The sequence below is a fragment of the Nocardioides faecalis genome, assembly GCF_018388425.1.
GTDB lineage: Bacteria > Actinomycetota > Actinomycetes > Propionibacteriales > Nocardioidaceae > Nocardioides > Nocardioides faecalis.
Window position 1 is genome coordinate 3,672,241 of sequence record NZ_CP074406.1, and the last position, 12,626, is coordinate 3,684,866.

Genomic DNA, 12,626 nt, shown 5'->3' on the forward strand with positions numbered 1-12,626 from the left:
AAACTCCGGTGGTGCTCGACCGACCTCGCCGGACCCCGCTGTTGGCCGCCCTGATCTGCCTGGGCCTGTTCGCCGCGATCGCCGCCGCGGTGGTGGCAGACCTCCCCGTGCTCGTGGACCTCGACGACCGCGGCGAGTCGGCGTCCGTCTGGGCGGTGGACTCGACGTGGCTGCGCGACGTGCTGCGCGTGGTGGAGGTCGTCTTCGACACCCGCGGGATGACGGTGGCGACCATCCTGCTGGCCGGGTTCATGCTGCTGAAGAAGCATCGCCGGGCCGCGGTCCTCGTGGTCGCGGTGATGGCGGCCACCGCCGCGGCGACGTACGGCGTCAAGGTGCTCGTGGGACGCGGGCGGCCCGAGTGGCAGTCCCCCGACTTCTTCCTGCACTCCAACGCCTACCCCTCGGGGCACTCCTCCTCCGTGGCCGCGTTCGCGGGGCTGGTGATCGTGCTCGCCGCGATGCTGATCCGCCGCCGCGGCATCCGCCGGCTGGTGTACACGCTGGCGGTGCTCGTCGCGGTGGCGGTGATGGCCGACCGCGTGCTGCTCGGGCGGCACTACCCCAGCGACGTCGTCGGCGGTGCTCTCCTGGGCGTCGGCCTGGTGCTGCTCGGTGTGTCGCTCTACAGCCCGCTGCCGCGCGGCCACGCCGTCGGCGCCGAGCCGCTGACCCAGCCGTTCGCAACCGGGCGCAACCTGGCGGTGATCCTCAACCCGATCAAGGTCGAGTCCGTCGAGCAGTTCCAGTCGATGGTGGCGCAGATGGCTGCGGCGTCCGGCTGGAACGAGCCCCGCTGGCACTTCACCACCCCCGAGGACTCCGGCACCGGCCAGGCCGAGCAGGCCGCGGTCGAGGGCGCCCACCTGGTCATCGTGTGCGGCGGCGACGGCACCGTGCGCGAGGTCTGCGCCGAGCTCGCCGGCACCGGCATCCCGGTCGGGATCGTGCCCGCCGGCACCGGCAACCTGCTGGCCCGCAACCTCGAGGTTCCGCTGTTCATCCGGGCCGCCATCGACGTCGCCCTCAACGGCCAGGACCGGGCCATCGACATGGTCCAGGTGCACGGCGACGGCCTGGAGAAGACCCACTTCATGGTGATGGCCGGCCTCGGCTTCGACGCCGCGATCATGGAGGGCGTCAACGAGGACTTCAAGAAGAAGGTCGGCTGGCTGGCCTACGTGCTGTCCGCGTTGAAGTCGCTGATGTTCCCGGCGGCCAGGGTCGAGATCTCCGTCGACGGTGGCGAGTGGACCAGGCACCGGGCGCGCACGATCGTGGTGGGCAACGTCGGCTACCTGCAGGCCGGCATGCCGCTGCTGCCCGACGCCACGATCGACGACGGGCTGCTGGACGTCGTACTGCTGTATCCGCAGCGGTTCTGGTCGTGGGTGCCGCTGGCGTTCCGGGTGCTCGCCAAGCGCGCCCGCACCGACGACACCATCAACCGGATGACCGGGCGCACCGTGTCGATCCGGGCCGCCGCGCCCACCCCGCGCCAGCTCGACGGGGACACCATCGGTGCCGGCACCGAGCTGCACATGGAGTGCATCCACGGCCGCGTGCTGGTGCGGGTGCCGCGCTAGCTGCCCTCGCTATCGGCTCCGCACCGGCTCCGCATCGGCTCCGCACCGGCTCCGCGCCCCAAGAGAATTCGTCGAGATTCGGGCGATTCCGGACAAATTCGCTTGGGAAGCGGAGCAGACGAGGCTCCTCGCGCCTAGTCCTCGCCGAAGACCCGCTCCACCAGGTCGGTGACGAGGTCCTCGGCCCAAGCCGGCTCCTTGCGGTCGGCGTCGAGGACCTGCACGCGCAGGTAGCCGTTCGCGTCGGTCTCCGTCAGCGCGACCTCCCAGGTCCCGCTCTGCTTCGCGTGGTGGGTGGGGTGGCCGGCCACCTCGGTGTTCGCCTCGACCTTCAGCGGGTCGCGCCGCGCCGTGACGACCACCTTCGTAGCGTCGTCCGCCTCGCCACCGCGCACCTTCGAGGTGAGCAGCGTGCACACCCGCGCACCGTCGTACGACGCCCGCTCGCCCTCGGGCACCGGGTTCGGTGCGGTGGTGACCGCCACCCAGCGACGGCCGGCGACCGGAGCGGCCTGTTCGGCGGACGCGAGGGCGGGCACGCACAGCACGGCCGGGTCGGCCTCGCCGTGTCGGATCAGGTCGACCGGGTCGCCCGGCACGTCGGCGTCGGTGGCGGGCACGCACAGCCACGCGAGCTGGTCGGCGAGCTCGGCGCAGCCGTCCACGCCGCCGGGGTCCGGCTCGTCGGCGGCGTAGAAGACAGGCTCGGTCACGGTGCCGCCCGGCCGGGCCATTGCGGCGGGGTCGGCCAGGGCGGCCTCGGCCGCGGTCAGCGCGACCCCGCAGTCGTCCTCGTCGGGGTCCGCGACGACCAGCGTGCGCTCCGGGCTGAGGGGCACGATGACCGCGCAGCGCGCGCTCCTGCCGTTCCCGACCGGGCCGGGGCCGACCCACGCCGCGACCCCGGCGACGTCCTGGCGCGTCCGGCGCTCGAGCACGCCGGCGGCGTCCGATCCCTCGGCGAGATAGGGAGCACCGACGATCACCTGCACGGGGCCGTCGCTGCGCTGGACCTGGCACTCGCGGCTGGTGTCGCGGCGGTCCAGCGACGCCGGCTCCGCGGCCGGGTCACCCGCGGCACCCACGGCGCACGGGTCGAGCGCGGCGAGGTTCGCCTCGGTGACGGCGGGGTCGGGGACGCGCACCTGGGGGACCTCGGCGGCGACGGGCTCGATCGCGGACCAGTCGCGGTCGTCGTACGACGCCTCGGCGGAGCAGGCGGCGGCGAGGAGGACGAGCGTGAACGGCAGGGCACGGGCGAGTCGGCGGCAAGCGGGGAACGACACGGGGGCGACCTTCCCACAACGGCCCCGGCGCAACCTCAAGCAGGACCGGCGCATGAACTGGCGCATCGGTGGGAATGACCTGCGGGCTACCGTGCTCCACCGCCCCCCATCGGATGAAGGACAGTGATGTCGGACGAGGTCTACGTCCCGATCGTCAAGATCTACACCGCCGCCCGCCAGGGCATCCCGGACCAGGCCGAGGACCTCGCCCTGATCGCCGGGCGCCTGCAGTCGATCGTGAACACCCTGGACATCCAGACCGCGAAGGCCGGCGACCCGCCGGCGTTGCGCGACGCGCTCGACGTCGCCGCCCGGATCCACGACGGCATCCGGCGGGGCGTCATGACGCTCAACCACGCGGCCGTCGCACTGGAGCTCACCGGCGACGACTACGTGCAGACCGACGACCAGGCGCGCAGTGATTTCAACGGGTGGAACGGCGCACTGAAGGACCTCGACGTCACCCGCACCGCGGTGCCCGGCGACATCGGCAGCCCGGAGGCTCCCGGCGCCGTGGTCGGCGGCAACAGGGGCAGCGAGTCCCCGTACTACTACCCGCACTACATCCCGCCGTCCGACTACGACCCCACCGCGCCCGACGAGGACAAGGCCGAGCGCGACGAGCGGGCGGACGACGACAGCGACGACCTCGGGTTGCCCCACGACCCGACCGACGACTACTGAGCCGGACGGCGAGAGGAGCAACACGATGGCGTTCGACTACTTCGAGCTCTCCGAGCAGTTCGACAAGATCGAGGAGAAGCTCGGCTACCTCAAGGGCAACGAGCTGGCCTGGGACTACCTCGTCGCCGCCCGCGAGCAGCTCGGCGGCTTCGCCGCGCCGGGCGACGACTACATGCCGAGCGACTGGTGGCTGGAGGACTGCAAGTTCCCGGTGCCGGGCCACGAGGTCGACCCGAGCCGCTGGTTCCAGTTCCGCTTCTGGGTGCCCCGCGACACCATCCTCAACCACGACAACCCCGCCGAGCTCGGTGCGGCGAACGCGCAATACATGAAGGACGTCGCCAAGGGCGCCATCGAGGCCTGGCACAACGGCGCCTCGTGGGCGAGCGGCCTGGCGTCGTACTGCCGCCAGATCACGGACTCGTTCACCCGCGCCGACGCGACCACGATCTGCAGCGCCCTGGAGGACCTGCACACCTACGTCACCAGCGACTTCTCGGTGAACGTGCTCGACGACCCGTTCGGCATCGAGACCATCCGGACCCAGTGGACCGGCCGGTCCGGCACCAGCTTCAACACCTTCTACGCCAACTACGACGGGCAGATCGCCCAGATGGCCTGGGCCGGCGTGCAGGTCGCGCAGACCTTCGCCGCCGCCGCGCACGTCATCCACGGCACCCAGCAGGGTGTGCTCGAGTTCGCCAAGAGCATCGTGAAGATCATCGACGACCAGCTCGACGCCTGGGCGCCGGCCGGCCCGCCGCCGCGGGACGCGCCGGAGGAGCCGGCCTGGGTCGCCGACGTGACGAAGGTGGTGACGTCGGGGTGGAAGGTGCTGGGCCACATCCCCGTCGTCAAGGACGTCAAGAGCCAGTTCGACGCGGTGATCACCGCCGGCACCGATGTCACCAACTTCGCCAAGACGATCGCCGACGTGACCGGCACCGACCTGCCCACCATCAAGAAGACGCTCGACGCCGCCGACTCCGACGAGATCTACACGCTGCTGACCGAGACCCTCTACGACGACTACCAGCAGAAGTACGTCGCCGCGATGGATGCGTTGCAGACCGGCAGCCCGATCGACCCCGAGGACTCCGGCTACTCCCCGCCGATCAACACCTCCGACGTCCTCGACGACATGCCGCCGCCGTGGTTCCCCCGGGAGGACATGCCCAACGAGGAGAGCCTGCGCTGAGCGTCGGGCCGGGTGCGCCGGGGCGGGTGCGCCGGGCCGGGTGCGCCGGGGCCGGGTGGGTCTCAGGTGCGGGCGAGGCGGGCGTGCGCGACCGCCTCGGACTCCTCCGGCGACAGCTCCTGCTCGCTGCTCCAGCCGGAGACGGACTTGGCGTAGGTGCGGGCCTCGTTGCGACCCCGGATCGAGGTGAGCACGACGCCGTCGCCGGTGTCGTCGAGCAGCGCCAGCGACCAGGACAGCCGTCCGCCCATCTCCTCGAAGGCGTCGTACCGGACCACCGCGAGGTGCCGCAGCGCGCCGCGGGCCTCGGCCCGCAGCGCCGCGACCTCGCCGCGCAGCCCGGCGGCGTCGGCGGGCAGGTCGGCGCCCGGCTCGGGTTGGGTGCTGCGCGCGCCACGCAGCGCCACGACGAGGGCGGCGAGCGCGACGAGCAGCGCCAGGAGCGCGAGTACGACGTCCATGGGGCCACCGTAGTGAAGCCGCACCGAGCACCCGCGCAGGCACACCCGTCACCGCGCCCCAAGCGGATTTGTCGTGTTCGGGCCGGATCACGACAAATCCGCTTGGGAGGCGGAGCGCCGGCCGCTCAGTCCAGCGGCTTCGACTTCTTCAGGGCGTCGGCGAGGTCGCTCCAGATCTCGGCGTACTCCGCGTAGGAGTACGGCGCGGCGGCGTACCAGGAGTAGACCTGACCGGCCTTGACGGCGGGCAGGTTCGCCCAGGTGTCGACGGTCTCGAGCTTCTTCTTCACCGCGTCGGTGTTGCGTGCGTCGAGCAGCACCACGTCGGCCTCGGTGTAGTCGGAGACCTTCTCGAAGCTCAGCTCGTGGAAGATGTCCGGCTTGCCCTCCTTGGGCGCGATCAGGTCGACACCCGCCTCCTTCATGGTGCCGGTCTCGGGCAGCAGGTCGGGGTTGACGACGTAGAACGAGGTGTCACTGGCGGAGGCGATGAGGACCTTCAGGCCACCCGCGTTCTCCTTCACCTCGGCCAGGGCCTCGGCGTAGTCGTCCTTCGCCTCGTTCAGCTCCTCGCTGCACTTCGTGTCGACGCCGAGCTTGGTGGCGAGATCGGTGAAGATGCCGATGGCCTCGTCGATGTCCTTGGGCTGACCGTCGACGCCGACCATCGGCGCCAGCTTGCCGATCTGCTCGGCCTGCTTGGTGGGCACGTACCACAGCGTCTCGCCGTCGAAGCTGTAGTCGACGAGCAGGTCGGGCTCCATCTGCGCGTAGGCGTCGACGTCGAAGCTGCCCCAGGTGCCGCCGAGCTGGGTGACCTCGTCGAGGTCGAGGTTGCCGCGCTGGTACGTCGAGGCGGGGTCGTCGGCGAGCTCGCCGTACACGCCGTCGACGCGGTAGCCGGCGTCCCACAGGGCGGCGGCGACGCTGCTCTGGGCGACGACGGTGGTGGGCACCTCGTCGAGGGCGACCTTCTCCCCGCGGACGTCGGTGTGCTCGAAGCCGCCGGCGGGCTTCGCGGACTGGCACTCGGCGACCTTGTCGTCGCCCTTGCCTCCCTGGGCGCCGGGGCCGGTGTCGCCCTCGCCGCACGCGGTCAGGGCGGCGGCCGCGACGAGGGTGCCGGCGAGCAGCCAGGGGCCGCGGCGGGCGCCGATGGCTGCAGTGGTCCGTCGGATCATCTGTCTTCCTCCTTGTGAGCGACCGACGAGACCGTCGGTACGACGTCAGCGGCCGGCGCGCGCCGGCCGGTCCTGCGCGGGATCACCAGCGGGGTGCCGCACTCGGGGTCGGGGACCACCCGGCACGCGAGGCCGTAGACGTCCTCGACGAGCTCGGGGGTGATCACGTCGGCGGGGGCGCCCTCCGCGACGATCCGGCCGTCCTTCATCGCGACCAGGTGGGTGGCGTAGCGGCAGGCCAGGTTGAGGTCGTGCAGCACCGCGACGAGCGTGTAGCCGCGCTCGGTGCGCAGCCGGTCGACCAGGTCCAGCACCTCGACTTGGTGGGCGATGTCGAGGAACGTGGTGGGCTCGTCGAGCAGCAGGATCTCGGTGCGCTGCGCGAGCGCCATCGCCAGCCAGACCCGCTGCCGCTGGCCGCCGGAGAGCTCGTCGACGAGGCGGTCCGCCAGGTCGAGCAGGTCGGTGGCCGCGAGCGCCGCGCGCACGGCGTCCGCGTCGTCGCGGCTCCACTGCCGCAGCAGGCTCTGGTGCGGGTAGCGGCCGCGGCCGACGAGGTCGGCCACCGTGATGCCGTCCGGGGAGACCTGTGCCTGCGGCAGCAGGCCGAGCCGACGGGCGACCTCCTTGGACGGGTAGCGCTGGATCAGCTCACCGTCCAGCAGCACCGAGCCCGCGCTCGGCCGCACCAGCCGAGCCAGGCCGCGCAGCAACGTGGACTTGCCGCAGCCGTTGGCGCCGACGACGACGGTGAACGAGCCGTCGGGCACCACCAGGGTGAGGTCCTGGCTGACCGTACGGCGGTCGTAGCCGAGCGTCACCGCGTCGGCGGCCAACCGAGCGGGATGGCCGGGGTGGTCCTTGCGCGCCACGGGCGCCTCCTTGTCGTTGCGCATCCTCATGCCCGGCCCCGGCGCCACTCGCGGGTCAGCAGCCAGGCGAGGAACGCCCCGCCGAGCAGGCCGGTGACCACCCCGACGGGCACCTGCCGGGGCTGGAACAGCTCGCGGGCGGCGTGGTCGGCGAGCACCAGAAGCAGCGCGCCCATCACGCCGGAGGCGACCAGGTTCGGGCCGCTGGCGGCTGTGAGCCGCCGGGCGATCTGGGGTGCGGTGAGCGCGACGAACGCGATGGGGCCGGCGGCGGCGACCGCGACGCTGCACAGCAGCACACCGACGACGACCGCGGCGAGACGCACCCGGGCGGTGCGCTGGCCCAGGCCGAGCGCGCTGTCCTCGGAGAGCTCGAGGATCGTCAGCGCGGGCGAGAGCACCAGCGCCGCGCCCGCGAGCAGCGCCACGACGACGGCCAGGAGCCGCAGCTGCGACCACGACGCACCGGCGAGGTTGCCCACGAGCCAGTTGGCGGCCTCCTGCGCGTCGTAGATCGCCGACTGCACGATGAGCATCGAGTTCACCGAGAGCAGCAACGAGCCCATCCCGATCCCGATCAGCACGAGGCGCAGCCCGTCCAGGCCGTTGCGCAGCGCCAGCGCGTAGACCAGCAGCGCGGCAGCGAGCCCGCCGCCGACGGCACCGGCGGCTGCGGTGGCGAACGTGCCGCCGAGGACCAGCAGGGCGACCAGGCCGCCGGTGGCGGCGCCGGTCTCGAAGCCGATCACGTCCGGGCTGCCGAGCGGGTTGCGCGAGACGGTCTGGAAGATCGCCCCGGACATGCCGAGCGCCAGCCCGACCAGCAGGCCGCCGACCACCCGCGGCAGCCGGGAGTCGAGGACCAGGTACTCCTCGAAGCCGGTGCCCTCCCCGCGTGCCGTGGCCAGCAGCCGCGGCATGCTCATCTGCACCTCGCCGAGGAGCAGCGCGAGCACGCCCGCGCCCCCGCAGGCGAGGAGGAGCACGGCGAGCACGACCACGGAACGGGGCGCCACGCGCACCGCGAGCGGCCCGAGCCGTACGGCGCGGGCGGGCCGGTAGGCGCCGGCGCCAGGCGTCGCCGCGCCCACCGGTGGGCTCACCGGTGGGCTCACCGGTCGGTTCACAGGTCGGTTCACCGGTCGGTTCACCGGTCGGTTCACCGGTCGGTTCACAGGTCGGTTCACAGGTCGGTTCACAGGTGGGCCAGCCTTCGGCGGCGGACCAGGGCGATGAAGACGGGGGCGCCGAGGAAGGCGGTCATGATCCCGGCCTCGATCTCGCGGTGGGTGATCACCCGGCCGGCGGTGTCGGCGAGCAGCAGCAGCACCGCGGAGAGCAACATCGACAGCGGGACCACCCAACGCTGGTCCGGCCCGACGAGGTGGCGCGCCACGTGCGGCAGCACCAGGCCGAGGAACACGATCGGCCCGGCGAGCGCGGTGGCCGCGCCGCACAGCAGCGTGATCGCCGCGGCGGTGAGCAGCCGCAACCGACCGACCCGCACGCCGAGGGCGCGCCCGGCATCGTCGCCCAGCGCCATCGCGTTCAGTGCCGGCGTCAGCGCCAGGGCCAGCAGGCCACCCGCGAGCAGGAACGGCAGCAACGTGCCGAGCACCGCGATCTCGCGTGCCGTCACGGAGCCGACCAGCCAGAACCGCATGGCGTCGAAGTTCGCCTGGCTCGAGAGCGCCAGTCCGTGGACGTAGGCGGTGAGCACCGCGGTCAACGCGGCACCGGCCAGTGCGAGGCGGAGGGGCGTCGTGCTCGCTGCCCCACCGGAGCCGAGGACGTACACGGCGACGGCGGCCAGCGCCGCGCCGGCGAATGCGAGCCACACCTGGGCGCTGGCGTCGGCGAGGTCGAGGAAGGCGATCCCGGTCACCACCGCGGCTGCGGCGCCGGCGTTGACGCCCAGCAGGCCCGGGTCTGCGAGCGGGTTGCGGGTCAGCGCCTGCATCAGGGCACCGGCCCCACCGAGGGCGAGGCCGACGGCGATCGCGACGACCGTGCGGTCCATCCGCAGCCCGCGCACGATGTCGCGTGCCGCCGGGTCGCCCGCGGCGTCACCGGGCCGGAACAGCTCGCGCAGCACGACCACCGGGGACAGCGCCTGGCTGCCGATCATCAGGCTCAGCACCACCGCGCCACCCACCGCCGCCAGCGCGGCGAGCAGGACGACCACCCGGGACGTCGTACGACGTGCCCGGCCGGGGGGACGGGTGCTGCTCCCCAGCCCGCCGGTGCCCTCGGTGGCGCTCATGGCGCTCATGGCGCCGTCGGCGGCGCGGGCACGGTGGCGGACATGAGGGCTCCTGGACTGAGCGCGTCCGGCGGCTCCGGAGCAGCGTCGGCAGCGTACCGGAGACTAAGGCAAGCCTTACCTTGGCATGCCCCACCCTGGACACCGCTGCCGGCCCTCGGGTGCCCTAGCCTGAGCCCCATGGCCCGCATCGCGTACCAGGGGGAACCCGGCGCCAACTCCGACATCGTCTGCAGGCGGTACTACCCCGACGCGGAGCCGGTGCCGTGCGCGTCGTTCGAGGACGTCTTCGCGGCGGTGACCAGCGGCGACTGCGACCTGGCGATGATCCCGATCGACAACTCGATCGCGGGCCGAGTCGCCGACATCCACCACTTCCTGCCCGACTCCGGGCTGCACATCGTCGCCGAGCACTTCCTGCGCATCCAGTTCCACCTGATGGCGGTGCCTGGCGCCTCCCTCGACACGATCCGCACGGTGCACAGCCACGTGCACGCGCTGGGCCAGTGTCGCAAGGTGATCCGCGAGCTCGGGCTGACCCCGATCATCTCCGGCGACACCGCCGGCGCCGCGCGGGAGGTCGCCGAGGCCGCCGACCCCACGCAGGCCGCGATCGCGCCGCCGCTGGCCGCCGACGTCTACGGGCTGGAGATCCTGCGCCCCGACGTCGAGGACGAGGACCACAACACCACCCGCTTCGTGCTGCTCTCCCCCGAGTTCGTCGCCGCCCCGGCCGACCAGGGTCCCGTGGTGACCAGCTTCGTGTTCAACGTGCGCAACCTGCCCAGCGCGCTCTACAAGGCGCTCGGCGGCTTCGCCACCAACGGGATCAACATGACCAAGCTGGAGAGCTACATGGTCGGCGGGGAGTTCGCCGCCACCCAGTTCCTGGCCGAGGTCGACGGCCACCCCGACGACCCGAGCCTGAAGCGGGCGCTGGAGGAGCTGGCCTTCTTCACCACCGACATCAAGGTCCTCGGCGTCTACCCCGCCGACCCGTTCCGGAGCCAGGTCCAGGGCTGAGGTCCAGGGCTGAGGTCCAGGGCTGAGGTTCGGGGCTGAGCCCGGGCGCGCGGCAGGCGCGACCACCTCTCGTACGTCGCTCGACCACCGCTCGGCGGGTCCTCTCCCAGCCGGAGCACGCCTAGGGTGGATCCATGGCGGCCACCTCCGCGGCACCCGGCGTCCCCCTCGGCTGCGACAGCGAGGTCGGCACGCTGCGCACCGTGCTGCTGCACCGGCCCGGTCCCGAGCTGCAGCGGCTGACCCCGCGCAACAACGACCGGCTGCTCTTCGACGGCGTGCCCTGGGTGGCACGGGCCCAGGACGAGCACGACGCCTTCGCCGCACAGCTGCGCCGCCGGGACATCGAGGTGCTGTACCTGACCGACCTGCTCACCGAGACCCTGCAGCAGGACGACGCCCGCCGGGCGGCGATCACGGACGTGCTCGGCGCCCACCCCGAGCGCGCGGACATGCCGATCGGCAGCGCCCGCGGCACCGACCTCGGCGACCCGCTGCGGGCCTACCTCGCCGCGATGCTGGCCGACGCCGACCCGGCCGAGCTGACCGTGCTGCTGACCGCCGGCGTACGCAACGACGAGGTCCGCTCCGGCCTGGCCACCGGCAGCCTGGTCACCACCATGCTGGCGCCGGAGACGTTCCTGATCGACCCGCTGCCGAACCTGCTCTTCACCCGCGACTCCTCGGTGTGGCTGCCCGACCGGGTGGCGATCACCTCGCTGGCGATGCCGGCCCGACGCCGGGAGTCCCAGCTGACCGAGCTCATCTACCGCTTCCACCCGCGCTTCGCCGCCACCAGCCGCACCCACGGCCACCACCTCGAGCACGTCGAGGGCGGTGACGTGCTGCTGCTGGCGCCCGGAGTCGTCGCCGTCGGAGTCGGGGAGCGCACCACACCCGCCGGCGCCGAGCGTCTCGCGCGGCTGCTGTTCGCCGACGGCCTGGCCCACACCGTGCTCGCCGTACCCGTCGCGCAGCAGCGGGCCACCATGCACCTGGACACCGTGTGCACCATGGTCGACACCGACAAGGTGGTGATGTACCCCAACGTCGCCGACACGCTGCAGGCGTACGCCGTCACCCCGCGCGAGCCCGGCGCCGGCGGTGCGGCGCTGGAGCTCGCGATCGCACCGGCCGAGCCGTTCCTGATCGCGGCTGCCAAGGCGATGCAGATCGACACCCTGCACCGCATCGACACCGGCCTGGACCCGGTCAGCGCCGAGCGCGAGCAGTGGGACGACGGCAACAACACCCTCGCCCTCGCGCCCCGCCTGGCGGTGGCCTACGAGCGCAACGACGGCACCAACGCGCGGCTGGAGGAGGCCGGGATCGAGGTCGTCCGGATCGCCGGCTCCGAGCTCGGCTCCGGGCGCGGCGGCCCGCGCTGCATGAGCTGTCCGGTACGACGCGAGCCGCTGCCCGGGTAACGTCCACCCGCTCTCCGCGTTGACCGGACGGGCAGGCTCGCAGCACGCCGAGCACCGACCTGGTGCCGACTACGCTGCGTGCTGCACGCACCCGGAACCGGTTCCAGGGCTCATGGGGAGCCCGCCAGCACCGTCGGGCACAGCGAAAGGGTCAGCAGTGGCAACGTTCTTCGAGCACTTCACGCCGCAGGAGATCGCACGGATCAGCGCGACCGGACGGCGGGTGAAGCTCCCCGCGGGGTGGTCCCCGATCTGGGAGGACACGCCCGCCGACAAGGCCTACATCCTGCTCGACGGAACGGTCTCGGTGCGCAAGGACGGAGTGGAGATCGCCCAGCTCGGCGCCGGCGACATCGTCGGTGAGGCCGCCATCGTCGGCGGCAAGCTGCGCACCGCGTCCATCGTGGCGCTCACCCCGCTCGACGCCATCCACCTGACCGACGAGACGCTGCGCGAGCTCGACGCCGAGTGGCCGACGTTCCACGAGGCCCTGGTGCGGGTCGCGCAGACCCGCTACCCCAGCGGGGACGACGTCACCGACTGACCCACGCCGCCCCGCCCCCGAGACGGAAGCTCACGACTCGGGGGACGGAATCTCACGACTCGGCGGACGGGAACTCACGACTCGGGGGCGGGTGGGGCGGG

Annotated in this window: 12 protein-coding genes; 6 read left to right on the forward strand and 6 right to left on the reverse strand. The window is 72.6% G+C overall.

What is annotated here, in order from left to right; all coding sequences use genetic code 11:
* Positions 1–11: 11 nt before the first annotated feature.
* Entirely contained in the window at positions 12–1,586 is a 1,575-nt protein-coding gene (locus tag KG111_RS17225) for a bifunctional phosphatase PAP2/diacylglycerol kinase family protein (RefSeq protein ID WP_249666200.1), read from the forward strand.
* A gap of 134 nt (positions 1,587–1,720) precedes the next feature.
* Here the strand turns inward: KG111_RS17225 and KG111_RS17230 are convergent, their stop codons facing one another.
* A complete protein-coding gene (locus KG111_RS17230) occupies positions 1,721–2,872 on the reverse strand; it encodes a hypothetical protein (protein WP_205289968.1) in 1,152 nt (383 codons plus the stop codon).
* A 126-nt stretch (positions 2,873–2,998) separates the two neighbouring features.
* Here KG111_RS17230 and KG111_RS17235 point away from each other — a divergent pair, with 126 nt between their 5' ends.
* Positions 2,999–3,556: a hypothetical protein gene (locus KG111_RS17235; protein WP_205289969.1), complete on the forward strand. Its 558-nt coding sequence runs from the start codon at positions 2,999–3,001 to the stop codon at positions 3,554–3,556.
* 25 nt (positions 3,557–3,581) lie between these two features.
* Complete coding sequence (locus tag KG111_RS17240; RefSeq protein WP_205289970.1) at positions 3,582–4,754, forward strand: hypothetical protein; 1,173 nt, start codon at positions 3,582–3,584, stop codon at positions 4,752–4,754.
* 62 nt (positions 4,755–4,816) lie between these two features.
* On the opposite strand, the gene KG111_RS17245 is transcribed toward KG111_RS17240, so the two are convergent.
* The 5 genes from KG111_RS17245 to KG111_RS17270 form a co-directional block, all read right to left on the reverse strand.
* Entirely contained in the window at positions 4,817–5,215 is a 399-nt protein-coding gene (locus KG111_RS17245; protein WP_205289971.1) for a DUF4446 family protein, read from the reverse strand.
* 125 nt (positions 5,216–5,340) lie between these two features.
* Positions 5,341–6,396, reverse strand: coding sequence for an ABC transporter substrate-binding protein (locus tag KG111_RS17250; RefSeq protein WP_205289972.1), 1,056 nt, complete (start codon positions 6,394–6,396; stop codon positions 5,341–5,343).
* Positions 6,393–7,298 (reverse strand): ABC transporter ATP-binding protein, encoded by a 906-nt coding sequence (locus KG111_RS17255; RefSeq protein ID WP_432806867.1) that lies wholly within the window; start codon positions 7,296–7,298, stop codon positions 6,393–6,395. The genes KG111_RS17250 and KG111_RS17255 overlap by 4 nt, the downstream gene beginning before the upstream one ends.
* Positions 7,295–8,371, reverse strand: coding sequence for a FecCD family ABC transporter permease (locus KG111_RS17260; RefSeq protein ID WP_205289973.1), 1,077 nt, complete (start codon positions 8,369–8,371; stop codon positions 7,295–7,297). Before KG111_RS17260 ends, KG111_RS17255 begins: the two co-directional genes overlap by 4 nt.
* 92 nt (positions 8,372–8,463) lie before the next feature.
* Positions 8,464–9,531: a FecCD family ABC transporter permease gene (locus tag KG111_RS17270; RefSeq protein ID WP_205289974.1), complete on the reverse strand. Its 1,068-nt coding sequence runs from the start codon at positions 9,529–9,531 to the stop codon at positions 8,464–8,466.
* A 180-nt stretch (positions 9,532–9,711) separates the two neighbouring features.
* On the opposite strand from KG111_RS17270, the gene KG111_RS17275 reads away from it, so the two are divergent.
* From KG111_RS17275 to KG111_RS17285, 3 genes are all read left to right on the forward strand, one after another.
* A complete protein-coding gene (locus KG111_RS17275) occupies positions 9,712–10,554 on the forward strand; it encodes a prephenate dehydratase (protein ID WP_205289975.1) in 843 nt (280 codons plus the stop codon).
* 134 nt (positions 10,555–10,688) lie between these two features.
* Positions 10,689–11,981, forward strand: a complete 1,293-nt coding sequence (locus KG111_RS17280) for an arginine deiminase (protein ID WP_205289976.1) — start codon at positions 10,689–10,691, stop codon at positions 11,979–11,981.
* Positions 11,982–12,138: 157 nt separating this feature from the next.
* A complete protein-coding gene (locus KG111_RS17285; protein WP_249666201.1) occupies positions 12,139–12,525 on the forward strand; it encodes a Crp/Fnr family transcriptional regulator in 387 nt (128 codons plus the stop codon).
* Positions 12,526–12,626: the final 101 nt, after the last annotated feature.

Excerpts from the sequence above, each read along its gene's own strand:
- KG111_RS17235 (WP_205289969.1), top strand. The coding sequence starts at position 2,999 with ATGTCGGACGAGGTCTACGTCCCGATCGTCAAGATCTACACCGCCGCC.
- KG111_RS17240 (WP_205289970.1), top strand. The coding sequence starts at position 3,582 with ATGGCGTTCGACTACTTCGAGCTCTCCGAGCAGTTCGACAAGATCGAG.
- KG111_RS17245 (WP_205289971.1), bottom strand. The coding sequence starts at position 5,215 with ATGGACGTCGTACTCGCGCTCCTGGCGCTGCTCGTCGCGCTCGCCGCC.
- KG111_RS17250 (WP_205289972.1), bottom strand. The coding sequence starts at position 6,396 with ATGATCCGACGGACCACTGCAGCCATCGGCGCCCGCCGCGGCCCCTGG.
- KG111_RS17255 (WP_432806867.1), bottom strand. The coding sequence starts at position 7,298 with ATGAGGATGCGCAACGACAAGGAGGCGCCCGTGGCGCGCAAGGACCAC.
- KG111_RS17270 (WP_205289974.1), bottom strand. The coding sequence starts at position 9,531 with ATGAGCGCCACCGAGGGCACCGGCGGGCTGGGGAGCAGCACCCGTCCC.
- KG111_RS17275 (WP_205289975.1), top strand. The coding sequence starts at position 9,712 with ATGGCCCGCATCGCGTACCAGGGGGAACCCGGCGCCAACTCCGACATC.
- KG111_RS17280 (WP_205289976.1), top strand. The coding sequence starts at position 10,689 with ATGGCGGCCACCTCCGCGGCACCCGGCGTCCCCCTCGGCTGCGACAGC.